We start from the raw sequence: 25863 nt of genomic DNA on the forward strand, positions 1-25863 counted from the left end.
CGAACGAGTGATCCACCCGCACCCTCCGCCGTTACCGGGTCACCACCTCCCCCTGCATCAGGTCACCTCGCCGCTGTCCCCACCCCCATGACCCGCCCGTACTGCTCCCGCACCTCCCGGTACCGCAGCAGCTCCGCCGCCACCGGATCCAGCACCCGGGCCCGCCCGCACCCGGCGGCCGCCTCCCGCAGCCGCCGCTCGGCCTCCGTGCCGTATCTCCGTGCGGGGCCGCGTGCCGCGACCCGGCAGCTCCACTCGACGAGCGGGCCGCCGATGATGCCGGCCACCATCAGCAGCACCGGCACGCCGAGGTTCGGCGCCATGACGCCGACGATCTGGCCCAGCAGCCAGAGCCCGCCCACGACCTGGAGGATTGTCATGGACGCCTGCACCAGCACCGCCGCCGGCCACCAGCCCGGCCGCGGCGGCCGGCCCGGTGGCAGTCCCGCGCGCGCGGCCAGCTCGTCCAGTGCCTCGGGCAGGCCCTGTGAGCCGCGTACGGCGGCCTCGCGCACCGCCTGCGCCCACGGTCCGGGCAGTCCGGCCGAGGCCCGGTCGGCGACCGTGCGCACCGCCTGTTCCACGCGCTGGCGTGCCGTGGCCTCCTCGTCGGGCTGTGCGCGCAACGGGAATCGTCCCGTGGCGGGTTCGCGGCGGTCCTCGTACCACCGCCACAGCCGTAGCCAGGGCGTACCGCACGCGCGGTTGGCGTTGCGCAGCCAGGACCGTTCGGCGGCCTCGCCCGCGGCCGTGGCACCGACCGCGTCCGCGAGGCGGGCGGCGAACTCGTCCCGCGCCTCCTCGCTGAGCCCGGTGCGACGGCCCGTGGCATAGACGGGCCGCAGCCGCCACCCGGCGGCGTCCACATCGGCCGAAATTCGACGTGCGGGGGCCCCGCGTTCCGCCACGAACTGGCCGAGGGACTCCCGCAGTTCGCCTACGCCGTCCCCGGTGAGCGCGGACAGCGCGAGTACGGTCGCGCCCGGTTCGCCGTACTCGCCGAGCGCGATCCCGTCCTCGTCCAGCAGTCGCCGCAGGTCGTCGAGTACCTGGTCGGTGGCCTCGCCGGGCAGCCGGTCGATCTGGTTGAGGACGACGAACATGACCTCGGAGTGCCCCGCCATGGGCCGCAGATAGCGCTCGTGCAGGATCGCGTCGGCGTACTTCTCGGGATCGACGACCCAGATGACGGCGTCGACGAGCGCCAGGACGCGGTCGACCTGCTCGCGGTGCTGTACGGCGGCCGAGTCGTGGTCGGGCAGGTCGACCAGGACGAGGCCGCGCAGCTGGCCGTCGGCGTCCGCCTGCTGCGAGGGGCGCCGCCGCAGCCGTGGCGGGATGCCGAGGCGGTCGATGAGGCTGGCCGCGCCGTCGCTCCAGCTGCACGCGATGGGCGCGGCGGTGGTGGGCCGCCGTACGCCGGTCTCCGAAATGGTCACTCCGGCGAGCGAGTTGAACAGCTGCGACTTGCCGCTGCCGGTGGCGCCCGCGATGGCGACCACGGTGTGCTGCCCGGAGAGCTTGCGCCGCGCGACCGCCTCGTCGAGCACGCGCCCGGCCTCGGAGAGCGTGCGGCTGTCCAGCCGGGTGCGTGACAGCCCGACCAGTTCACGCAGCGCGTCCAGGCGCGACCGCAGCGCCCCTTCGTACGCGAGCGGTCCCGCGGTCTGCGGGTCGGAGGCGCGGGTCTCCACGACGGCGGCCTGCTCGGCGGAGGCAGCGGCAACAGCGCCGGCGGTGGCAGTGGCAGTAGCAGTGGCGGTGGCGGTGGTTTCGTTCACCCGCCTTGCGATCAGCCCGTCGTCCCAGGCGGTCGCGGAGTCCGTACGGTCCGTAGAGGGGGAGGTGTCGTCGTCCTGCTCCCCCGTCTCGTCCTCGGCGGTCGCGGCGGCCGCCGGCTCGCTCTCGGAGGGCTGCTCGTCCCCGGTGGGCGGGTCCTCCGGGTGATCGGCGTGTTCCGCGTGGTCTTGGTCAGTGACGGCAGTCACCGGTCACCTCTCCTTCTGCAGTACGGACAGCGCGGCGATGAGTTCGGCCTGGGGTTCCGGATGGACCTCGAGCGCGTCGAGAGGGGCGAGGCGGCGTTCGCGTTCGGTGCGGAGGATCCGGTCCAGGTGTTCGGTGAGCAGGCGCCCGCCCCGATCGCGCAGCCGCAGCGCCCCGTGGGCGCCGATGCGCTCGGCGAGCCCCTCTCCGGCGAACCGCGCCCGGCGGCCGCCCAGCAGCACCGTGGCGACGAGGGCGGCGACCGCCTCGGGATCGGGTGCGATGCTGCGGTCGAGGCCGCGCACCTCGTCCTCGGCGTACTCCTCGAGCTCCCGCCGCCACCGCCGTACGGCCATCCCGATGCGGTGTTCGGCGCTCTCCAGGGACGGGTCACGGCCGGTCAGTTCCGGGGCGGCTGCGGCCGGTTCGCGCCGCCAGGTGTCGTCGACACGTTCGTCCGCGGCGGTGACGGAGCACAGCAGGAGGGCGCTCAGGCTCTCCACCAGCGAGTCGAGGAGCTCGCTCGCGGAGCAGTCGAGCGGGAAGGCACGCCACCGCTTCAGCGCGTCCCCGGCGAGTACGGCCCCACCCTGCAACCGCCCCCGCAGGCGCGCGTGCTCGCTGTCGTACGCCGTGTCGACGGCGGCGGTGAGCCGCAGCGCGGCCGCGTACTGGGCGGCGGCGGCACTGGCCAGCTCGGGCATGCGGGCCTTGAGGGAGTCGAGCACCCCGTATGCCGTACGGGCCATGACGTGCTGCCGTGCCGCCTCATCCTGCGCCTGGTGGACGAGCCAGGTACGCAGCGGCGCCACGGCGGTGGCCGGCAGCAGCCCGCCGCCCCAGGCGGACTCGGGCAGTTCCGGCACGGTGAAGCGGGGTACGTCGCCGAGCCCGGCCTTGGTGAGCAGGGCGCCGTACTGCCGGGACACCTCGGACACGACCTGGTGCGGGACCCGGTCGAGGACGGTCACCAGGGTGGCGTCGTACTCCTTGGCGGTGCGCAGCAGATGCCAGGGCACGGCGTCGGCGTAGCGGGCGGCGGTGGTGACCATGATCCAGATGTCGGCGGCGCTGATGAGTGCGGCGGCGAGGACGCGGTTGTCGGCGACGAGGGAGTCGATGTCGGGCGCGTCGAGGAGGGCGATGCCGGGCGGCAGGCTCTCGGTGGTCTCGATGCGCAGCACGCGCGCGGGGTCCTCGCCGGGCATCAGCAGTTCGTCCGCCGGCTTGTGATGCGGCACCCACACGCGCGTGAGGTCGGGCAGCACCCGCATCCCGCTGAACCAGTGATGGTCCTCCGGGTGGCAGACCAGCACGGGGGTCCGGGTCGTCGGCCGCAGTACGCCCGCCTCGCTGACCCGGCGTCCGACGAGGGAGTTGACGAGCGTCGACTTGCCGGCCCCGGTGGATCCCCCCACCACGGCCAGCAAGGGCGCTTCGGGGTCCCTCAGCCGGGGCACCAAGTAGTCGTCGAGCTGGGCGAGCAGTTCGTCGCGGTTGGCACGCGCGCGTGGCGCCCCCGCCAGGGGCAGCGGGAAGCGTGCGGCGGCGACACGGTCGCGCAGGGCGGAGAGTGCGTCGAGCAGCTGAGGCCGTACGTCCAAGGTCACCACATGGGAAGAATGCCCAATTTTAGGGGAATTCTGAAGCATATGAGCATGTCTGCGCGCCGACGGGACACAAGGGGCGGAAGGGGTGACTGGGACATGGTCGTAGTCCAGGCATAACGAGTGCACAACACCCGGGGCGCGAGACGCCAAAAGCGGTGCACGATTCGTACCTGCCTGCGATTATCAGGACCGCTTCACCGAACCTCCACATCGAGCCACGGAGGCGAAGCAACAGGGACAAGGACGCGGGAGCCCTATCCTTGTCCCCGGCAACGTCACGGATCAGCCCACACCCGGGCACCACGACAGAGGCCACCACACCCGGCCCCCGTAGCTCAGTGGATAGAGCAGGCGCCTTCTAAGCGCTTGGCCGCAGGTTCGAGTCCTGCCGGGGGCGCCACCGACCGTCGGTCTAGCTGGCAACATTACCGCAGGTCAGACTGCGTTTTCCTGGTCTTCCACGTTAATCGGATTCTTCGCCTCCGTCGGAGGCCGAGTCCGGCTGGCACCGGTCAAAACCGGGCTTCTACGGGTGTCCGTCCCACATACGTCCCACAAAATCTGGGGTCGCGAGACCGTGCTCCGAGCCCCTCCGAGCACACAAGAGCGGCCTCGGAGCCCATCTTCGTGGGGCTCCGAGGCCGCTCTTCACGCCGCTACCTCCGGGAGGGCTTGGACGTCTTCTATCCGTTTCAGGTAGTCATCCAACTGGCCGACGATGCAGCGTGCATAGATGGCCAGCAGCACCGGCACGCTGTTTCCGGCCCACTCGGCGACCTGGGCGGGCGGGATGCCGTTGTTGAGCCAGGTCGTCAGGCAGGTGTGACGCAGGTCGTACACGCGCTTGCCGGTCGGTGACTTGAACTCGTGCTCGTTCAAGATCTCCTCGCGTGCCTTCGCCCAGACACGCCGGAAGACCGAGCCCGCCAGCATGCCGCCCTTCTCCCCTGGGAAGAGGAGGTCGGCGGGCTTGAGGCCGTACTCCTTGATGATCTCGCGGAGGAGTACGACCAGGGAGGGGTGGATGGGGACGACGCGCGTGTCGCCTTCGCCTCGCCCCTTAAGGTCCCGTTCCTCGTGGACGTCGCCGGTATCGGTCCACTGGCTGCCGACTTCGGGCTGGGCTTCATGGACGAGGAACTCGCCCCAGCCCGTCTCCGGCAAGGTGGCGTCACCCACACGGAGGGCGACAGCCTCCTCGGGACGAAGACCCGCGTAGTAGAGGGTGGCGAAGAAGGCCCGGTAGAGGCGTCCGCGACGCGGACGCCTGCCTATCCAGTCCAGCATCTTGGCAACCAGGTCGCGGTTCAGCAGGCATCGCTTGTCGATGGCCTGCGCCACCCTCGGTGCCGTGCGCTCCCCCTTGCCCTTCGGGAGAGGGTTGGCCTTCAGGTAGTTGTGCCTGATCGCGTAGCCCATGACCAGGTTCATGATCCGGTCGTTGCGCGTAACGGAGCTTGCGGCCGCCGCGGTCCCGTCCAGGAGGGTGCCGAGAGCCGTGACGACCTTGTCGACCGTCTCGGTCTTCTCCCAGGCACTCATCGGGAGAGCGTTGCGCTTGACCCAGTCGAGGATCGTCTGTACTTCGGTCGGCACCGGGTTCTCGGGGTCGGTGCGCCGATTGACGTTGAACGCGTACTCCCGCAGCGCTCTGCGGACCATCACGGGCTCGAAGTGCTTCGGCGGATGCGTGCGCAGCAGGGCGATGGTCGCGGGCGTGAGCGCCTTGGCCATGTTCTTCCGGGTGTTCCCGGAAGCACGGGGCCATTTCCAGTCGACGTACTCGACAGCGAAGTCATACCAATTGACCTCGGCGGCCTTGGACGTCCAGGAGATGGGCCGACCCGTTTCGATGTCGAACGGCTCACGCTTTCTGTGCGCGGACATCAGCTTCGAGCGCTCGTCGTCGGCTACCGCGCTCTTCTTGTACGTCTTGCTGTGCTTCTTGTGGGCGACCTTCCAGCGGACGGTGTAGGTGTTGCCCTTGGCCCGCTTGTTCGTCTCTATCGGGTAGAAACGAACGTCCAACGAGCTGGTGTCCATCAAGAAGGGTCCTCGCAATCCATAAGCCAGTTCTCGAAATCGCTGCGCCGTATCCGAAGGGAGCCGTTGGGCAGTCGAATGCAGCGCGGGCCGCGCCCCTTCTGGCGCCAGTCGTAGAAGGTCGATCGGGCGATCTGCAGCTCATCGCAGACCTCGTCGACCGTCAGCTTCTGCCCAGGTCGAACCGCTACCGCCATGACGCCGCCTCGCGGTCCCAGATGGACAAGGAGTCGGCGTATGAGGAGGATGGACCTGCCAGCCCGGGACGAAAAAGGGCAGGGGGTATCGCGGATCGGCACATGAGATGGGTGTTCCTTGCGAAAGAGCGCGCGGGGCGACGGAGCGGGACTAACAGCGCTGAGAGCCCGTGCCGGCCCGGCAAGGACATCGCTTCTCTTCAGCGAACAGGCGCTGCGGATTACAGGGCAGCAGCAGGCAGGAGCCGCTCATTACCTCCTTGCATCCTTGCGGCGCTGTCTACTGCGTCCGCAACGGCTCCACCGCCAAGCACAGCCGAGTGCGAACACCATTAATGCTCTGCACGATCCCCGGTTTCGGTAACCGGGGATCGTCTGCTATGTATCGCGCTGCGCCACGGGGTTCCGTGCGTTGGCCCCGGGTTTGCCTCGGTCAGGAAGCCAGCCGGTACGACCGGAGAGCGGGGGTCTCGCCGCCCATGACGAGCGCCAGGAGCCCGTCGTCGGTGAGTCGGTCGAGGTTGCGGGCCACGACGCGTTCGGATGCACCATCGGCTCGGGCAACGTGCCGGGTTGCGGCTCCGGGGTGCGTCGCGATGTGTGCGAGGACCGCTCGGTCACGGCGGTAGCCGCGTTGCACCAGGTCCTCGCCGAACAGCCCGGCCGCACAGACGCAGAGGCACAGTGCGGTGGAGAGGGCGGCGTAGTCCTCTCGCTCCCGCGCCGTCCACTCGTTCAGGGCGCCAAGCGCCAAGAGGATCGGGGAAGTGAAACGGACGGATCGGAGAGCGGCATTCGACAGGTGGCGCTCCTTGGGTTTGGGCCTCGGCGACGAGACCTAGCAGCAGGGGGTACGGGCCGCCGGCCCGTCTGCTGGCCGGCCGCGAAGCCCGCATTCCCTCATTGAGCTGGTGTTATCAGGGACGTTGTACGTTGACATGGTCCTGGAAGAGGTTCCAGTCCCTTCGGGCTCTTTCTCGTCTGCTGTGAGCGATGCCGGACCAAGAGGGAGGCCAACCAACCGGAGAACGACAGAAACGCTCTCGCCGGCCTGGCCCCACCTGCACGGCCTCGACGCAGACCTTGACGACATCCACCTGTCCGGCTAGCGGCTGCCCACTCCGCGGTGCATGGCCGGTACCAGTCCATGCCCGCTGGATCAACTGGAAGTGGCGTGGCTACTTCGGTATCCCGCGCTGCGTCACTGGCGGGATGCCTGGGGCACATTGAGGACGTGGTGTACCGATCTTGGGCGTCGGTTTGCCGACACGCGAGCCGACAGCGCGGGGGCCGGGGCCTGCTCAGTTCCGTACACCACTTGCTCGGACGCGACCCCAGAGATCAGGTTGTCGCCTGCTTCCGCCGGCGAAGTAGCGTCAGAACAGCGACCGCCGCAAGGGTCATCCACGACTTGCCCAGGATCTGTCCCGGCAGGTACGCGAACGATCCGAAGGCCAACTTGAGGAACAGCAGGCTGTCCGCGAGCAGGCCGATCGCATTCGAGGCGAGCATCGCGGTCAGGAGGCCACGTCTCCGGAGCGGTTCGTAGATCGCGAAATCCATGCTTTCGGCGACCGCGAAGGCGGCGGCCGAAGCCACGGCGAGCGCGGGGTCGGCAAGGAGGTACGACAGGACGGTGCCAACGCCTATAGCCGCGAGGACAGCACCGCGGCCGACGGACTCGCGAGCAAGATCCCGAAGAACCAAGGCGAGGCCGACCATGTAGACACCAGCGGGAGCCGCATAGCCGAAGCCGACTGGGACGACTCCGAAGTGGGTGACGGCCAGATTCGCCGCGGGGATCGTGGCGACGTAGGCGATGAGGGTCGCGATACCGGCAGGGGCAGGGACGTTCACGGTCTTCTTTCTTCTTGGGTAGTGGTGATTGCGCCGATACCACGCCGCGGACGGACAGCGAGGCGAGCGCCCAGACAGTACAGCGCAGGCCACTGACACTGGTATCGGGCCCAGGTGGCGAAACTCTGGCCGAGATTGAGTGCGCTGCCGGAGGCATACGCATAGACGCCCGCCGTGAAGCACACACACCTCGGTCGACGTGAAGGAGGCTGCTCGAGCGAACCCTCGCAGGTCGTACGGCCGCACCCGTCCCAGCACCAGCCGCCTACCCACCAGCCATCCGGCCCGACGAAAGATTCGGAGCGAGGCTGCGTTTCGGTCGCATTTTGTGGCGCAGTCCCACCCCCGTGGACCCACCTCGCGTAACCGGTTCGCCCCATTTAGAGAAATATGCGACGACAGCCAGACCTCCCCGACACCACACACTCAGCCCATCCTCGAATGTATATGCGAATTCGTGCGCTCCTCCGTCAACTGCCTTGTCAGTGGGGGCGCCTAAGCTCGTCTTCATCGTTAAACCAGCAGGTGGGGGCGAGCAGAAGGATGTCTTCGGGCTTCACAGTTGGGCGCCTTGTCACGTTCACAGGAGCGCCTGGAATCGGCCGCGTGGGGGCAGTCGACGGTGGTACGCTCCGCGTCGACTTCTTCGAGTCTGTCGCGGAGCCCGAAATTGAGTCACACACCGTCCCGGCTACCGCCTGCCAGCAGGTGCGGCTCAAGCCACAGACTCGAGTGTTTCGACACAACCCCAGCACCGGGGAGTGGCTAGCCGGGCGGATCACGAACCACGTTGGCGGTCAGTACTTCGTCCAATTCCCCAACGTGGAATACCACTTCCCCGTACCCGAGTGGGAACTCCGGGTTCGCTGGGACAAGCCGGTTAGGGACCCCCTCCAGGTCCTGGCGTCCGGAGGCAACGAATCTGGCTTCCTCTACAACGCACGCATCCCGATGCTGCGCAACCTCGTGGCGCAGCGCGCCGTGAGCGCCAACACCCCCGCCCTCCTAGCGACAGCTGCTGAAATCTATCCGCACCAAGTCCGCGCCGCGCTGACCGTGCTCTCCGATCCCGTTCAGCGGTACCTCCTCGCTGACGAGGTCGGACTCGGCAAGACCATCCAGGCCGGCTACGTGATCCTGCAGACTCTGATCGACAACCCCCAGGCGCGTGTGGTCATCGTCGCCCCCGACTCCCTGCGCCGTCAGTGGCAAGCCGAACTGCGCACGAAATTCTTCACCGACGACTTCCCGACGCGCGTCAGGATCACGTCCCACGAGTCGCCTGAGAAGTGGAAGCAGTACGACGAGAGTGATCTCGTCGTGGTTGATGAGGCCCACCTGCTGGTCCAGGACCGTGACGACACGGATCCCACCTATCGCGCGCTGTGCGGCCTTGCACACTCTGCATCGAAGCTGCTGCTGTTGTCCGCCACGCCCGTCACGTCAAGCCACACCACGCACCTGGGGCTTCTGCACCTCCTCGATCCCGACGTGTACAAGTGGAGCGAGCGGGAGGCGTTCGAGCAGCGATACAACCACCGGGCAGAGTTGGCCAATCACCTATACAGCCTCAGCGCAGATTTCCACGTGCTGCTGCCCTCCTCGATCGAGATGGTCAAAGGACTGCTGCCTCAAGAGGACACCCGCTTCGACGACCTGGCAGCCCGAGTCCTCGAACTCCTCGACAGCGAAGGTAACCTTCGTGACGAGACCGACATGCAAGAACTCTCCGCGCGCGTCACAGAGCTTCGGGCGCACATCAGCGAGACGTACCGACTGCACCGCCGGGTCATCAGGCACCGCCGGGCAGGCGTACTGGGCGACGACGATGACTCGGCACTGTTCCTGTACGAGGTACGTGGTCGGACTGAGCCGACACCGTTGGCAGTCGAATCGTACGATCCGGCCGCGGACAGCCTCGTGGAGTGGCAGACCCAGCTGTGGGGGTATCTCCTCGACGAGGGGCTTGAGGGCAGCCGCAGCGCCTACGCCCTTGCCCTGGCTGTGCTCGCCTCGCGTCTCGGCGGCACGTCTGCGGACTACCTCGACGCACTCCGGTGGCGTGTCCGCCGGGACGAGGACGCCGCCCTTCGGGCTGGCTTGGGCCCTCGGGAGCAGCGCCACCTCACCGCCCCGCCAGTTGTGCCCCACGAGGCGAAGATCCTCGAAGGGCTAGAAGAGCAGATCACAGACGCCCACCATGTCACCGAGCTCAACGAACTCGTGGACGCCCTTCTCCCAGCCCTGCGTAAGGGACCACGCGTCATCGTCTTCTGCGGCCCCGGAGCCCTTGCCGCGAGGCTCACCGAACGACTGAGCGCGCGGTTCCCCAAGGTCGCGTTCCTCGAGCACACCCGGCGCACAGGTACTGAGAAATCCGAACTCGCCATCAGGAAATGGCGCGAGCACCCCGCGCAATCCGCCGTACTCATCGCTGACGACACGGCGGAGGACGGCCTCAACCTCCAGGCTGCTAGCACGGTGATCCACGTACGCCTCCCATGGTCACCCAACCAGCTCGAGCAGCGTCTCGGCCGAACCGATCGCTACGTCGAATCAAGCCAGCAGCGCCAGCCGCCGGCGCAGTTCGTACTCACGGACGCTGAAGGCCACTCGGGGGCATGGCTGTCCCTGCTCGTCAACGGCTACGGCATTTTCGCTGACTCGGTGTCCACGCTCCAGGACGCAATCGCACAGGGCCTCGCTGGCATTTGGGCTGAGGCGCTGGAGCATGGTCCGGAGGGCCTGACGGAGGCCGCCGATACCGTCCAGGCTCAACTCGCCGATGCTCGCGCTGAGATCGACCAGATGGACATGCTTGAGTCGATCTTCGACACTTCCCCCGAAGGGAACAGGTTCACCGAGCAGTTGGGGGAATTTGAAGCGAACTGGGGGCACGCTCGCGAAGCCATGTTGGGGTATACCGGCCGAGATGGCTCAAGCGGCATCCAGATCCGTCACAGTGAGCCCAGCACCCATCGAGACGCCTTCGAGATCACGCCGAAGACCCTCATCTCCCCGCACCTCTACGACCGCGAGAAGCTCACCGAGGAGATGGCCCGGGGAACGTTCAACAGGAACGCGGCACTCAAGGCCCCCGGCACACGGCTGTTCCGCATCGGTAACCCGCTCGTCGACACGCTCGCCAACGTCGTCTGGTACGACGACCGCGGCCAGGCCACAGCGTTCTGGCGTGCCGACCCGAACCACAGGGGCGATCCGGAACCTTACTTCGGCTTCGACTACCTCGTCGAAGCCGACACCGCCCCGGCGCTGGAACTGGCCCTGAAGCTCCCACACGCTCAGAAGCGCACCCAAGTGGAAGCCGCTCTACGGCGCCAGGCTGACCAACTGCTTCCTCCCTTCACGCTGAAGGTATGGGTGCCGGCAGGCGACACCCAGGCACTCACCGACGAAGCCCTCCGAGCCTGGTTGGACGCGCCCTACAGCGCCACGGACCACAACTACAACTCCAAACGGATCCACGAACTGCTGAATCTCTTCGATGGGCCTACGGGATACGACGTCTCTGCACGGGCTGCCGAGCAGGTCGCCCGAGCCGAACTCGAGCGGGTGACCAACCTGGCTGACCGGTGCGCCCAGGCCCAGCAACAGGGCCGCGAACGCCTCACAGTCGCGCGAGCCCAGGCAGAGGCCCGGCAAGCAGCGGGTCGCCTCCTCGACGACGCCGAGAGCTACCTGCTTGATGTGGACGTCACCGCGACGTTGGTACAGGGGCTCAACCACCCCAAGGTTCGGCTTGTATCCGCGACGTGCGTGCTGAAGACGGGGCTTAGGAGGATCCGTCGTGGCGACTGATAACTGGACTGGGGCGGCCTCCCTGTTCAAGGACCTGTCGAGACTGCCCGAACTCCCGGACGCCCGCGGAACGCTGCGTAGGCTCCGCGACGCCCTGATGAGTAAGTCCGCCGGGTGGCGAGACATTGCTTCACTTACTCGACAGATACTCCTCGAAGCTCAGGCACGCGGGAACACCACGGGTTTGACGGTGCCGCTCGATCCACAGCTTCCCACCCGCGACCAGTGGGAGGAGATTGGATGCCAGACCGGGTTGACTTATGGCGGCTCGTATCTGTGGGTGACCGCGAAGCCATGGCACCCGCCTGTCCGCGATGACGTGTCCCGCAGTGCAGCCGAGGAGGATCTCCGCCAAGTCCATCTCGGGGAGGATTCACCCAACCGCCGGAAGTTGGAGTCGTACCCAGCCGACCCGTTCTTCAAGGCCGCCCTCGGTGACGGTTACGACCACTACGTGTCGGTCGGGCAACGGCAGGCAGCCAGGGCCGTGGCGCTCGCCGAACCGGGGAGCACCACCATCATCTGTCTCCCGACAGGACACGGAAAGACCGCGGTGGCCATGGCGCCGGCACTCTTGGCGAGCGTGAGCAACGGCGTGTCCGTGGTCGTCGTGCCCACCAGTGTCCTCGCAGCGGACTTGGAGCGGCGCACCAGCGAGATCATCGAACGGCAAGGACAACACAGCCCCACCCGCCGCTACGCCTACACAAGCGGGCTGTCCGCAGAAGAAAAACGGCAGATGAGGGAAGACATCGCTGCGGGGCGTCAGCGACTGGTATTCACCTCACCTGAGTCCCTTGTGGGAAGCCTGAAGAAGCCATTGGAGACCGCCGCTGAGGCTGGCTTCTTTCAGTACTTCGTGATCGACGAAGCACACCTCGTCGAGCAGTGGGGAAACAGTTTCCGCACCGAGTTCCAGACGATGTCGAGTCACCGTCGCACCTGGCTCAGCAAGGCCAAGAAGGCCCCGCAGGGACGGGAGCCCATCACTGTGGCGATGAGTGCGACGCTCACCGCGCAGCAGGTAGAAACGCTTGACACGCTGTTTGCCTCCCCTCAGAAGGCAAGAATCGTGTGGGCTGCGCAACTCCGCCATGAGCCGAGTTACTACGTCAATGCTTGCGGAAGCGAGAAGGAACGACAGGATGCAGTCCTCGACGCCGCCTCGTACCTGCCAAAGCCGATGATCGTCTACACGACGAAGGTCGAACATGCGGAAGAATGGGCTGAGCGCCTGCGAAATCATGGTTTTAACCGAGTAACTCACGTAACGGGTGATTCCACCGACAGCGAGCGTCGTGATGCGTTGGAAGGGTGGAGCGGCAAGACCACAGAGGGCAAGACCAACACGCGATACGACATCGTGGTGGGCACTGCAGCGTTCGGTCTCGGTGTCGACCTCGACGATGTCAAGACGATTGTGCACGCCTGCCTGCCCGAAACCGTGGACCGCTACTACCAGGAGATAGGGCGGGCAGGTCGTGACGGCAGCCCCTCAGTCGCCTTTCTGGCAACCACGTACCAGGATGAAGAGATCGCCGACTACATGAGCAATGAGGTGATCATCGGGGCACCGCGTGCCTGGCAACGGTGGGAAGCCATGTTTCACGACAAGACCACCGTTCAAAACCTCCATAGGGTCAGCCTCGACTCTTTCCCACCGGACATGAACGAGGGCTTCCACCGCAATCGTGCATGGAACATCCGGATCCTCAACCTGATGATGAGAGCCGGCCTCGTGGCTGTCCACCCGCCGCAGCCGCCAACAAGAGGCGAGGGCGAATCAGATGTCTTTTGGAAGGCACGCCTTGACCAATTCTACTCAACAGCCAATGACTACGCGGACGTAGAGCTACTCGGCTCTGACTCCCGGATCAAAGAGCACTTCTACGCCCGATTCGAAGCGGAGCGCGCAAAACTGCTCCAAGATCGGACAGCATCACTGCGAGAACTCAAAGCCGCTCTGGTGGGGAACCGCTGCATCGGCGAGGTACTTGGGGCGTACTACCGCGTCCCCGACGGGACAGGTGAACGCCGCACGGGCATCACCTGCCGAGGCTGCCCTCACTGCAGGGCAACCGCAGAACCAATGTCCAGCGGCTTCTACCGGCTGGCCGGCGAGCCCCGTCCCCTGCTGCCAACGCCTGAGGAGCAAGGACGTCTGCCTCTGAAGCAGTACTTCGGAGACCGACGATGCCTGAGCCTTTGGTGGCAGGACGCCGGCGACCAGGTCCTCGCGGCCCGTCTAGTGGAAAGCCTTGTCCGCCGCGGAATCGCCGTGGTCGGAGGCCCTGGAATCGATGCCCGCATGAGAAGTCAACTACAGGCCACGGCGCGGACCCGTACCGTAATCGTTGACGACGACGGCGCCCTCCTCGCGGACTGGCATGGTCCAGTCATTTGGATGTCGGATGCCGGTGCAGTATCTCCTGGACCGGAGATCGCGACTCGCTTCGCGTGGGATGCACCGACCTACCTCATCCACCCACGGACCCTGGACCACCCGGAGCGTCAAGGTACGCCACTCATCGACATCCATTCGGCGAACCTGTCGATCCGCCGCGCTTTGGAGGAACTCTGATGACTCTCCTGAACGTAGACGCTGCCATTCCGTCTCAGACCTGGGCGCTGGTGCGTCTCCTCACGTACTTGGGGAAGAGCATCAGCTTGGAGGACGCACGGGCCTTGCTGAGTCCTCCGCCCTTGCGGGCCGAGGATACGACAACCAGACCCCCATTTGACTGTGCGGTCAGCTCCCTCCTGACCCTCGGCTTGGTACAGGTCGACGATGAGCGGAAGGAGTTGTCGCTGGCCGGCCGGGCCACAACTCTGACCAGCAGCGACGATGTGGAGACCTACACCGCCCTCCTCCGTCACGCAGTCCTCGAAGCGGACCGCAACAGCGAACTCGGGGCGGACAACGACGCGGCGGGGCCCCGTGACCTGACACGTGCGCTTGCCTGGTTTCTCGTGCACGACCCGATGGAGCGTCCCGTCGATTGGGTCGCCGCACAGCACTTGCTCGACGAGAAGGACGGAAAGGACCGCGGCTTGCTCAGGCCGGAAGTGCTTCCCCTCTTCGCCAACGCAACACGTTGGACGCGCTTCAACTACTGGGCCCCCGCCCTTGGTCTCGCCGCCGCCCCGCTCTTTCGTACAGAGGGCAGCGGCCCGCTCGTCCCCGACTGCACTGTGGCCGTAAAGCAGACAGTCGCCGAATTGTGGCGAGAGGAGCAACGCATCAACGCTGTCGAGGCATTGCAGGTGCTGCGAGAGCACCTACCTGTACTGCCTGGTGGCGCGCACTCGCTCGCGCTCGGCATCCCCAGCCCAGGCGAGAACGTGGCTGGGGCCGCGCTGTCCTTCGCTCTGCTGCGCGGTCACGAGGAGAAGTGGCTCCGGTTGGAGCACGACGACGACGCGCGGCACATCCTTCACGTGTACGACCCAGACCGCCCGGCCAGCCCGCGCACCGTCAGCGACATCACCATCCTGGAGGCCACCAATGGCTGACTTCCGCGGAATGCTCTGCTGGGATCCGCCAGTGGCAGCCTCCACGATCAACACCGAGGCAGTCAGCCCGTCGAGAGCAGTCTTCCTGGCCACTCACGCACCGTTGAGAATCAAGCGGGCCCGGATCATCGACGACAAGAAGTTGATCCTCGAAGGCAACCCGATCAGCGAGGAGGCCGTCTACGAAGATTTCCTGGCGCTCCGACCGGACAGCGGCACCCTTCTCATGCCTGTCGTCGGTGACTCCGGTTCGGGCAAGTCGCATCTCGTGCGATGGGTGCGAGAGCGACTCACCGGGGCGGATGAGGGGGCCGACGGGCGGGAGGTCATCTACCTCGAGAAGTCCAAGACTAGTCTCAAGGCTGTCGTCAGTACTCTCATCGCAAAGGCGGAGAGCAGCGAACTGGCGCAGCTCAAAGAGGACATCAACAGGTTCACCGAGGACATCGATGAGGAATCGCTGGCACGGCGGATCCTCAACGAGTTGAGCGAGGCTCTGGAGGCCACCCCTCCGAGCGCGGAGTCGCGCCCCTTGGCCCGGATGCTGGTCGGCCCCGGCAAACTGGCCGCGGTACTTCTCGACCCCCACGTCCGTGCGGAACTCCTGGCGCCAGGCCAATTCGTACCCGAACTCGCCCGCCAACTCATCCACAACCGTCAGGCCGGGCAGGCAGACCGCGCCGAGGGTTTCGCGGTCAGTGACCTCCCGCTCGATATCCGCGACATCAAGTCCGCGTCGGGCATGGCACAGCGGTTGCTCGGCACGATCAGCACCCGAGGTGACCTTCAGGCCATCGCGGTGGACCTGCTCAACAGTCACCTGGAACCCGCTATCAAGAGCGCCGCTAATCTCGGAGCGGGCCGGCTCCTGGATGCCATGACGCAGGTACGAGAGGAGTACCACCGGCAGGGCAAAGAGATCATCCTGTTGATCGAAGACTTCGCCCTGATCCAAGGCGTCCAGAGGGACCTGCTCGACGCCGTGGTGGAAGCGGCCAACCGCGAGGGCAGGACGGCCCTCGCCCCGATCCGCACCCTCATGGCCGTGACCACAGGATATTTCCAGTCCCTGCCTGAGACGGCGTTGACTCGCCTCCAGGCGGGCACCGGCTACGTTTATCACCTGGATGTTCCCTTCGGTCCGGAGGAGACGGGGCGCACAGAGATCGCCTCGTTCGTGGGCCGCTATCTCAACGCAGGACGTGTCGGCCGCCAAGCGCTGGAGCGCGCCAACGACGAGATCCCCAACAAATGCACGTCCTGCCCTCTGAAGTCGGAGTGCCACGAAGCCTTCGGCGCGACCTCCAACGGTTACGGCCTCTACCCATTCAACGAGTCAGCTCTCGTCAGGGCCGTTCACTCAACAGCCCCTCAGGACAAGCCGTGGTCCTTCAACCCGCGCACCGTGCTGGGGAGCGTCGTACGTCCGCTCCTCATTGAATACTCCAGCGCCATTCAGCAAGGAGAGTTCCCTGGACGAGACTTCCGGGAGCGGTACCGGCCGACCAAGATCGATAAGCTTCTCAGCCGCGAGGTGCGCAGCTTCGTAGACGAGAACGATCCCGATCCGGCTTCCGTGGAACGGCGCAACCTTGTGCTCGAGTTCTGGGGAGACGCCCCCGAGCACGCCAACGGCATCCATCCCACTATTCTCGAAGCCTTCTCCCTGGAGCCACTGGCCGGCGAAGGCCAGCACGACCGCCCGTCTGCTTCCGCTTCCCCCACAAAGGAGACAAGCACCAGCACGTCGGGGCCCGAAACGAAGGCTGCAACCGACGAGAGCGATCTCCCGAGAGAAGTCCAGCGAATGCTGGAGACGGTGGACGAGTGGCTCACCCGTGAAGGCGGGCTGGACACGACCACCGCCAACCGAATCCGAAGTGTCGTGTCGACCGCGGTGGTGCAGAGATATCTGTGGAACTCACCGCTGATGCGAGAGCAAGCCCTTGGCGACATCAGAAAGGCAGCCTGGCCTCCCAAAGCGACAGTCGTGTCCATCGAGGGTGCAAAGGAGAACCTGCCCGGAGTCGAGAATGCACCCGTATCCTTCTCCCGCCTTCCCAAGGACAGTTGGTTCTTCGACAGCCTCCTGAAGGCTGAGCGGAACCTGCCGGCACGAGCCGAGGACATCCGCAGGCTGGCCACGCTGGCAGATAAGCACAGGGCCGACCTCACGGCACGGCTCGAGCGGCACATGGAGATCAGCGACGACCATCTGGTCGCCGGCTTCCGGGCATCACTGCTCGGAGCGGCTCTCGCGGGCAAAGCATGGCCCGGGATGCCCACCCCGATGCTCATCGCCGCCGTCCTGGACGACGGGCAGGAGTGGTGCCGCGAGGACACGTCCATTCGCAGTACCAGATGGATGGACGTGTTCGGAATGCATCTGAACACACGCCCGGAACTCGTGAAGCAACTGCGCTACGCCGTCGGCATCGCACAGGGCATCGGTGCTGTGAACATGGTCGACGCCGCGCGCATTCTCCCTCTGCTCGAGGAAGCAACGTCCACATGGAGTTGGGATCCCGAGACGCTGCAGATCCCGAAGTGGGTACGGCCGGCGGTCACCGGTTTCGCATCTTGGCCAGCCATGATTGACGACCAGATCAGCCGGCACGAAGGGCTGCTCGACTCGATCCGGAGCCGCCAACCGCGCGGCACCACCGGTATCCAGACCATGGCTGCCATCCGCGACGCAGTCAGCGCCGCACGCGACGTCGGACTGCCCCTGACAGCCGAGCAGGCACGCCAATTCGAAGCTCTCCTTCAGGCATGCCATGACGCCGATTGGAAGGCTGTGTCCGCACTCGAGGACGACTTGGCCAAGGCGAGCGACGAAAGCCGTGATCCTGCCGCTCGTCAAGATGCACGCGTTGCTGCAGCGGTCAAAGATCGCGGCACTTCGCTCAAGGCCATTCAGCAACTCCTCGTCACCTGTGATGCCTGGCTGGACGCTGCTCTCACCAGCGCCGAGTCACGTTCCAGTGGCTCCGCAGGCGACAGTGCCGCAGAGGACGTCGGGCAGATTTGTACGGAGTGGCAGGCACTCACAGCTGTCGCGGCCGACGAGGACAACGGGGAGGACTCGTGACCATCTTGTCCGTATACGACAAGGCCGTGCAGCTGCAAAACAGGGCCCGCCAGATCGCCGCCGGAGCCGTCGGCGAGAAGGAGGCAACCCGGGTCCTGAGCCGCACTAAGGAACTCCGCGCGGCGCTGGCGGAACTCAGAAACCAGGTTGAGCTGAGTCACGCCCTTGCTGGCCTGGGAGCAGCCGCCAAGCCCGACCTGGCCGGCATCGACGCCGCTCGCACAGCGTTCGATCGCAAGGCCCGCAACGGGCTGCCCAGCGACACAGTTTTCAACACGGCCAGGAGGAAAGTTCAAGAGTTCACGGACAGGCTCAAGGGCGACAACAGCGAGGCCTGGTCTTCCTGGGCCACAGCAAGGATCGCTGGCCTTCCGCTGGCCCGTATCCCCATGCTCTCGGCTGACGAGCGTGAGGCAGCACGCGGACGGGAGAAGGAACTCCGGCAGGCGGCAGCTGCCAAGAACCTGTCCAAGGCAGGCATCACTCTCTTCACCGGCACGTACGCCATCCTCGCCGAGGCTCTGCACGACAAGAGCGATCCCCCCAAAGAACTGCTGGACCTCCTGGACCGGTTGGAGAAGCGACCCAGCCCGACTCTCCGTGACATCACGGACGCCGACATAGCACTGCTGCGTCAGTTCGACATGGACCTTCACATCACCCTGCAGAGGACGGGAGCGTGACAGACCACCTCGACATCCGCTTCGCCAACGAGCTCCTGAATCGACTGGAGGACCGCGAGCTTCCCCTCCTGTCATGGGGCGTCACGGAGAGCGCACTCTCGGAGGCTGAGGTCCTCGAGACCATCGACAGCGTCTTGAGCACCCACGATGCGGCCCCCGCCGACGTTTCTGCCAAAGCGGTGCTGGAAGAGTTCCTCCTTCGTGCCCTGTTGTTCGAGGTGCCCGTGCCCGTGACATCGCCTCCGCGGTACCGCACACGGCTGGCGGAGTCGGTAAGGCTCACCGCTGGGCTACGACAGCTCTTCGCGCGAGGAAGCTGGGCCGACGAAGAGCAGCCCGGTTGGTGGCAGCACCAGCGGCGCCTCGTCGCCGATTACCGACTGCATGTGTCACCGCGACGCTATCCGCGCCGTGACATCCCAGCCGCCGATGCACTCCGAAAACTGGCGCAACTTCCCGAATGGGGCGAAGTACAAGCGCACGTTGCGGCCGCCCAACTCAAGGATCGGAAGCTCGCGCGCTTCCAGTTGGAGGCCACGCATGCGGTTTTCAACGCTCTCAGCGCAGACACGTCCAAGGGGATCATCGTCGGTGCAGGTACAGGTAGCGGCAAAACGCTGGCGTTCTACTTGCCGGCCTTCGCCGCAATGGCCGACCGTGCTCGACCCGGCACAGCGTCGAACGTCCACACGCTGGCCCTATATCCGCGCAAGGAACTCTTGCGAGACCAGCTTCGAACATCCATCCAAGAAGCAGACAGCATCGATCAGGCGCTGCGTGAGCAGGGACGACGCCCCCTTCGAGTGGGCGCGTTCTACGGCGACACCCCGTGGAATGCGCGTGACCGAAGGCTCGAAGCAGACTCTGGGCTTCCCAACTCTTGGGCGCGAACCCGTAGAGGCGCCATATGCCCTTATCTGCCCTGCCCTGCACCGGACTGCGGCACAGGGGATCTTGAGTGGACGGATGAAGACCGTCGACAAGGGCGAGAACAACTCACTTGTACCAATACAAAGTGCGGCTACGCACTCAGTGGCAGGCGCCTCGCGCTCACCCGCGAGTCCATGAAGAAGAATCCGCCAGATCTGCTCTTCACGACCACGGAGATGCTGAACCTCTACAGTGGAGACTTCTACCTGGAGCAGTTGCTCGGCTGGCGCGGCGGCAAGACGGCCCCCTCATTGGTCCTCCTGGATGAGGTCCACACCTACAGCGGTCTCCACGGAGCGCAAGTGGCCCTGCTGCTGCGTCGCTGGCGCGAAGCGGCTCGCCGCCCCATCACCTTCGTGGGCCTGTCCGCCACCCTGCGCGACGCGGATTCGTTCTTCGCACAACTGGTTGGACTGCGCTCGAGCGACGTCGTGCCTATCGAACCAGACGACGAGGACCTGCACGCCGAAGGCCGCGAGTACGCACTCGCCCTCCGTGGAGATCCCATCTCTGGTGCGAGCCTGCTCTCGACGTCAATCCAGACAGCCATGCTCCACGGCCGCATGCTTGACCTGGACAACAACACGTATCTGTATGGCTCCACAGGCTTCCTTTTCACGGACGACCTAGACGTCACCAACCGCTTCTACAACGACCTCCGTGACGCGGAAGGTGGACAAGACCGTGGCGGGCGCCGCAACCGCCGCAAGCCAGTACTCGCCGGACTCCGCTCCTCCGTACGCGACGAGCACGCCGCTCGCTATTTGGACGGCCAGTCGTGGGACCTTGCCGAGAAGATCGGTTACGACCTCGACCCAGGTCTTCAACTCCACCACCTGCGGATCGGGCGAACCTCCTCCCAGGACGTGGGCGTCGATCGTCATGCGAACCTCACCGTCGCCACAGCTTCTCTGGAGGTCGGGTTCAACGACCCCCGAGTAGGCCTTGTACTGCAGCACAAGGCGCCCCGCGACGCCGCAGCATTCATTCAGCGCCGCGGCCGCGCAGGCCGCGCGCCTGGAACACGCCCCATCACCGTGGTCACTCTGTCGGACTATGGTCGGGATCGCCTCGCCTACCAGGCGTACGAGACTCTGTTCGCTCCCGAGGTTCCGGCACGAAGCCTGCCCATCAACAACCGCTTCGTGCTGAAGATTCAGGCCACGCAGGCACTCCTGGACTGGGCGGCCCGGAAACTTCGCACAAGGAACCTGTGGGCTGACCCACGTAAGATCCTCAAGGCTCCCAACGGCCATGTGGTGCGTGACGACGACCGGCCTGGCCACGACGCTCTGACGTCCCTCTTTGATGCTTTGCTCTGCAAGCCCGACCTGCAGGATGAACTCGCTCGACATCTGATGCGGGCCCTCAAGATCAGCGCAGACGAGGTACAGGCTCTGCTGTGGGAGCAGCCGCGGTCGCTGCTGCTCGCCGTCGTCCCGACGGCTCTGCGCCGCCTTCGCAGCAACTGGTCCTTCCAGCGCATCGACCCAGGCGCCAAGGAGGGGTCCCTGCTACCCGAGTTCATCACGCGTTCGCTCTTCGAACCGTTGAACTTGCCAGAGGTGGCGCTGCAACTGCCGTTCCCCGAGCGGAACAGTCTGGAGCAGCTTCCGATCGCCCGGGCTCTACGGGAGGCCGTACCCGGACGTGTGAGTCGCCGTTTCGGGCATCGCCACGATGACCACCGCACGTGGCTGCCGGTACCGCCAAGCGGCACTGACACGCTCCCACTGCCTCAGATCGTTCAGCATGCCGACCCTGAGGGGGTGTGGCACCCGCACGGTCACGATCCGCAAGGAATCAAGGTCTTCAGGCCCCACCAGTTGAAGCTGGAGCAGCCCACACCGGACATCGCCGATCAGTCCCAAGGCTTTCCCTTGTGGGGAACTCAGATCGTCGTGCCGGAGGATGCTCCGCCCACTCCAGCGGACGTGCCCAATCCCTCACCCTGGCGCGAGCGTATAGCTGCCATCGGCTTCGCGACTCACGCGGCAGGAAACCCGATCCAGATGCGCCGCATGACCGTGGGCGCCGAATGCCAAATTGTCTTCGAGCGAGGCGGGGGCGAGACACGCAAGGTCTACTACGAGTTGCACGGCAAGCCAGCCGCTCTTGGTTTCAGAATGGATGTCGACGCGGCCCGCATCTTGATCAAGCCTCTCGACACGTCCGACGCCAGCGTCAAAGAGTACCTGTCGTCTGCGCAGTGGCGTTCCCTGGTGTTCTCGTGTGCCATCGACGAGGATCCGACGCTGGCCGACATTTCGAATAAGTTCCAGCGAGAGTGGCTCACGCAGGTCTATTTGACAGCATTCGCCCTTGCAGGTCTCGACGGGACTCGCACCGCCGAGCAAGTACGTGCCTCCCTGGCGAACGGAGCCTGGGCTGGGCAGTTGTCCCGGATCATCAGCGTGCTCTACCGGGACAGCAGTGATCCCGAGCAGATCCTCGACAACACTCGGCTGATCTCCGGACTCACGGAGTTGGTTCGCGACGAACGTGTCCTTACTGCTGTCGACCGGGCTGCGGAGCTTCTCGTCGCTCCGGATGTCGCTGACCGCACCGAGGACATAGCGCAGCGCGCATATCGAGACACCCTGGCAGCAGCGATCCTCGCCGCCGCGCAGCGCGCTTGCCCTGACGCGCAGGATGGAGACCTGATTGTCGACGTCCTGCCCAGCACCGACAGCAGTAAGCCCACCGTCGTGTGGCTCAGCGAGACCTCGGTCGGCGGATTGGGTGTTATCGAGAGCCTTGTCCGCTTCTACGGAGAAGATCCTCGTCGATTCTGGGCGCTCGTCACCAGTGTCCTTGCCCCCAGCGACTACGAGTACGTTGACGCCACACTGACAGGGCTGCTGCAGCACCTTGCGGAGGAGCCAGGCGGGGATGCCGCCGCGGCTATCCGGGCATTGCGCGGTGCCGTAGACGCCGAAGCGGCGAAGGAGGCTCTCAACGCGCTCCTCACTGCCTGGGAACGGCTGGACGGACGGCCCCGACGCGCCGCCGTCTCGGCCTTGTCCACCCGCCTCCTTCGCCCGGGATCCGGAGCCGACACGGACACCCAGGCGTTGGCCATGGTCGACGCCTGGTCGGATCTGGAGCAGCGCCTCGGGATAGAGGTAGACGCTCGTGTTATCGCGTACGCCGTCGGCGACAAGCGGCTGACCGTCGGTGATACCCGTGCCTTGAACGCCGACCAGGCCTTCAGCCTCCTGTGGCCGCGTGGACGTCAGGCCCGCACGCAAGACCTGCAGTACTACCAACCGTACGCGGATGGCCCGGTGCTGGACCGCCTCCTCGTGCGGAGAGCCCATGACGACCGTCTTCCCCGGGTGGATGTCATGGCCAGCGACTGGGTGCTGGCCTATCAGAAGGCGATGTCCGACTTCGCGAGTGTGGAGCTCGTCTGCCCGGCGAGCGAATCACGGGCATTGGCCGAGGCAGTCGTCCAAGTGCCGGCCCTTCCGGTCGAGAGGGACGTCCTGCGGGTCCATGGCGAGGTTCGCGGCTATGCCCGGCATCGAGATGAGCTGCGTGTGCGAGTGGAGTTGCGGGAGGCAGTCCAGTGACAGAACTGATAAGAACTCTACGCACGGGCGCCAAGACCGGCTTGAGCGTCGACTCGATACTGTCCGCGGCACTGATGGCGGAGATGATCAGCCCGAGCAGGGAACTGTGGCTGGTCTCCCCTTGGATCACGGACGTCCGAGTGATCGACAACCGTCATGGGAGCTTCGACGCTCTGTTCGGCGATGTACCGCCCAGTAGTTGGCGGCTGTCCGATGCGCTTCTGTGGATCGCTGGTGCTGGATCCCATGTCTACGTGGTTACTCGCCCTGACTCTCATAACGAGGCATTCCTTCGGCGGATCGAAGGAGCGGAGTTGGACACGCTGCTCGTGCGGCGTGACCCAGATGTCCACGAGAAGACGCTGTGCGGGCAGGAGTGGCTGCTCACCGGGTCGATGAATTACACGGTTCGGGGCATGGCGAAGAACGATGAGTCGGTCACCTACAAGGTGGGGGGGCCGGATGCCGGGCAGGCGCGGCTGGACCTGGCGCGGCGGTGGAGGAGTGGTTCGTGACGCAGCCCCAGGAGAAGAGGCGGGAAGCCGTCGAGACGTTCTTGGAGCGGTTCTTCGGGCCGGGAAACGGTATCTGGCCGGGACTGAGCCCAGACTTCCGCTACAAGGACCGCACCCTGCCGTTCGTGGAGGCTCTGCGGCGCGGCGACGACGCACCGGTCGTGTTGCCGCGTGCGTATACCAACCGCGACCGTTTCGTCATGTACGTCATCGCCCGGGACGTGAGTGATCGTGCGAAGACAGCCGAGTTGATCCGTGCCTTCGCCGGCCCAACGTACATCGCGTACGACGAGCAGGTAGGCATTCAGCCGGTCTGGCTCGACCCGGATGACCCTGTGGAACTGGCCATTCTCAACTTCTTCGGCCAGCGCCCCACCTTCAGGCTGGAGACAGGGCGGACTCTGGACCACAAGTTGAACCTGGCCAATGCTCTGCAATTGATGCAGCGCACAGAGGCCAGGCGACCCCCCAGGCTGTGGCGCGTCGCCAAGCCGGTCGGCCGCCTCCTGGCGGAGTTCGAGGCCTCTCTGTCGGCCGGCGCAGAGGCAGCGTCAGGCGTGGTACTCGATCACCTGGCGGCGACGGGTGGAGTGACCGCCTTCAACCTCGCGAACTTGAGGATCAAGCGGCTTGATCGGCTCGGCCGGAGTGAAGAGCTTCTCGACTCCCCCGACCTTGCCGACGTCATCCGGCAGAACCCGCCCGTCCCTGTTAAGGAGGCCATCCTGAACGCCGTGTATGCGGCGTTGGAGGAGCCTCTCGCAGACAGTGATCTGCCGACGGCGCGGCAGAGGCTGGAGGAGCGAGGACGATTCGTCCCTGACCTGCTTGACATCGACGCTACTTCGCTGAGCGCGCAAGCCATCACCGTTCTGTTGCTGGCGGCCTCTGTCCTTGAGGATGTTCCCGCCCTTCGCCAACTGATCGCGGCCGTGCAAGCCGACGATCGCTCCGGCGAGTTGCCCCAGTTGGTTTGGGATGACGCCGTGCAGCGACTGCAACAGGCCGACGGCGGCTCACTACTCCCAGAGGAGAGCGAGCCATCCGCTGATACAAATGCAAGCGAATCGGCAGAGCCGCAGGCCTCCGTCGACTCCTGGCCGTCTCTGCTCGCGGCGGTGGCTGAGGGCAGCAGTGGCGGTGAGTTGGCACTTAAGAACCGCACGTGGGCTTCGTGGCCATCGCCTGCGGCTGACGACGCCGTCCTGGCGGCGTACCTGGACAGCCTTGAGAACCAGGCCGCAGACGAGGTATGGACGGCTGTCGGGGCTTTCATTGATGCCGTCGGATACGAGACGCCGGCAGGACTGACCGCCCACGCCTTCATACGCAACGCCGTGACCTTCGACCGGTTCGGTCCCGGCGACCTTGCCGTACTGCAGGCTCTCACCGAGATCGCGCTCCGCGCCGCGCCCTCCACACAGACCTACGCCGACATCCTCGAGGAAATTGGCGCCGAGCGCAGCCGCTGGATCTCACCGGAGCGGGCACCGATCGCCTTGGACTTCGTCGACCTGCTGTTCCTGGCAGCCTGCCCGGACTCCGATGCCCGCAGCAATCTGGCGTACAACCTGCTGGAACCCCTCTGGCGGCATCAAGGGCGGCTCAATGAAGCCGACTTGTCCTTCGCGAAACGCCTCTCGGAGGAACTTGGCGTCAACTTCACCTGGCAGACCCGCGTCGGCAGCGAGCAGGAGGCAACGCTCGCTGACCTTCCATCTATGAGCGTGCTGCTCTACTCCCTCGACAAAGCTGTGCTGGCGCGATGCACCGAGGAGATTGAGCAGCTAGCCCCTGCCGTGAAGGTCCTGACGGCTTCGGACCACGTCGGTTCTCTTCAACTCCGGCAAAAGGCCCGTAGCGCGAATGTGATCGTCGTGGCTACACGATGCGCGAAGCATGCAGCCACCGGCTTCATTGATCAGAACAAGACGACCAAATACGTCGGATACGCGAATGGAAGCGGCTCGGCATCGCTCCTACGTGCTGCGGTCGACACACTCCGCATGGCGGCGGCAACGTCTTAACAGAGCGGCGGCCGCCC

14 protein-coding genes and 1 tRNA gene are annotated in these 25863 nt (G+C 65.6%); 9 read left to right on the forward strand and 6 right to left on the reverse strand.

What is annotated here, in order from left to right:
- Positions 1 to 62 precede the first annotated feature (62 nt).
- On the reverse strand, positions 63 to 1988 hold the full coding sequence (locus tag AQJ91_RS05775; protein ID WP_067017017.1) for a YfjP family GTPase: 1926 nt from the start codon (positions 1986 to 1988) through the stop codon (positions 63 to 65).
- 3 nt (positions 1989 to 1991) lie between these two features.
- Complete coding sequence (locus tag AQJ91_RS05780; protein WP_067017019.1) at positions 1992 to 3599, reverse strand: dynamin family protein; 1608 nt, start codon at positions 3597 to 3599, stop codon at positions 1992 to 1994.
- A gap of 321 nt (positions 3600 to 3920) precedes the next feature.
- On the opposite strand from AQJ91_RS05780, the gene AQJ91_RS05785 reads away from it, so the two are divergent.
- A tRNA-Arg gene (locus AQJ91_RS05785) sits at positions 3921 to 3996 on the forward strand.
- A gap of 248 nt (positions 3997 to 4244) precedes the next feature.
- Here the strand turns inward: AQJ91_RS05785 and AQJ91_RS05790 are convergent.
- The 4 genes from AQJ91_RS05790 to AQJ91_RS05800 all read right to left on the reverse strand — a co-directional run bounded on the left by AQJ91_RS05790 (position 4245) and on the right by AQJ91_RS05800 (position 7693).
- The gene (locus AQJ91_RS05790) at positions 4245 to 5639 is read right to left on the reverse strand and encodes a tyrosine-type recombinase/integrase (RefSeq protein ID WP_067017021.1); all 1395 of its coding nucleotides are present in this window, start codon (positions 5637 to 5639) and stop codon (positions 4245 to 4247) included.
- Positions 5639 to 5836 carry a helix-turn-helix transcriptional regulator gene (locus AQJ91_RS48820; protein ID WP_079084689.1) on the reverse strand — a complete coding sequence of 66 codons (198 nt, stop codon included), beginning with the start codon at positions 5834 to 5836 and terminating at the stop codon, positions 5639 to 5641. Before AQJ91_RS48820 ends, AQJ91_RS05790 begins: the two co-directional genes overlap by 1 nt.
- A 433-nt stretch (positions 5837 to 6269) precedes the next feature.
- Entirely contained in the window at positions 6270 to 6590 is a 321-nt protein-coding gene (locus AQJ91_RS05795) for a winged helix-turn-helix domain-containing protein (protein ID WP_067017022.1), read from the reverse strand.
- A 587-nt stretch (positions 6591 to 7177) separates the two neighbouring features.
- On the reverse strand, positions 7178 to 7693 hold the full coding sequence (locus tag AQJ91_RS05800; RefSeq protein WP_067017024.1) for a VUT family protein: 516 nt from the start codon (positions 7691 to 7693) through the stop codon (positions 7178 to 7180).
- 543 nt (positions 7694 to 8236) lie between these two features.
- Between AQJ91_RS05800 and dpdE the strand changes: the two genes are divergently transcribed.
- Genes dpdE through dpdD form a run of 8 tightly spaced genes read left to right on the forward strand, consistent with a single transcriptional unit; the run spans position 8237 to position 25846 of the window.
- Entirely contained in the window at positions 8237 to 11512 is a 3276-nt protein-coding gene (gene dpdE / locus AQJ91_RS05805; RefSeq protein ID WP_079084690.1) for a protein DpdE, read from the forward strand.
- Positions 11502 to 14093, forward strand: coding sequence for a protein DpdF (dpdF, locus tag AQJ91_RS05810; protein WP_067017026.1), 2592 nt, complete (start codon positions 11502 to 11504; stop codon positions 14091 to 14093). The genes dpdE and dpdF overlap by 11 nt, the downstream gene beginning before the upstream one ends.
- Positions 14093 to 15025 (forward strand): protein DpdG, encoded by a 933-nt coding sequence (dpdG, locus tag AQJ91_RS05815; protein WP_067017028.1) that lies wholly within the window; start codon positions 14093 to 14095, stop codon positions 15023 to 15025. The genes dpdF and dpdG overlap by 1 nt, the downstream gene beginning before the upstream one ends.
- Positions 15018 to 18116 carry a protein DpdH gene (gene dpdH, locus AQJ91_RS05820; RefSeq protein ID WP_067017030.1) on the forward strand — a complete coding sequence of 1033 codons (3099 nt, stop codon included), beginning with the start codon at positions 15018 to 15020 and terminating at the stop codon, positions 18114 to 18116. Before dpdG ends, dpdH begins: the two co-directional genes overlap by 8 nt.
- On the forward strand, positions 18113 to 18799 hold the full coding sequence (locus tag AQJ91_RS05825; RefSeq protein WP_067017032.1) for a hypothetical protein: 687 nt from the start codon (positions 18113 to 18115) through the stop codon (positions 18797 to 18799). The genes dpdH and AQJ91_RS05825 overlap by 4 nt, the downstream gene beginning before the upstream one ends.
- Positions 18796 to 23304, forward strand: coding sequence for a protein DpdJ (dpdJ, locus tag AQJ91_RS05830; protein ID WP_067017034.1), 4509 nt, complete (start codon positions 18796 to 18798; stop codon positions 23302 to 23304). Before AQJ91_RS05825 ends, dpdJ begins: the two co-directional genes overlap by 4 nt.
- Positions 23301 to 23819 (forward strand): phospholipase D-like domain-containing protein DpdK, encoded by a 519-nt coding sequence (gene dpdK / locus AQJ91_RS05835; protein WP_234381815.1) that lies wholly within the window; start codon positions 23301 to 23303, stop codon positions 23817 to 23819. Before dpdJ ends, dpdK begins: the two co-directional genes overlap by 4 nt.
- Entirely contained in the window at positions 23816 to 25846 is a 2031-nt protein-coding gene (dpdD, locus tag AQJ91_RS05840; RefSeq protein ID WP_067017241.1) for a protein DpdD, read from the forward strand. The genes dpdK and dpdD overlap by 4 nt, the downstream gene beginning before the upstream one ends.
- The last annotated feature ends 17 nt before the right edge of the window (positions 25847 to 25863 follow it).

Source organism: Streptomyces dysideae, assembly GCF_001514305.1.
Lineage (GTDB): Bacteria > Actinomycetota > Actinomycetes > Streptomycetales > Streptomycetaceae > Streptomyces > Streptomyces dysideae.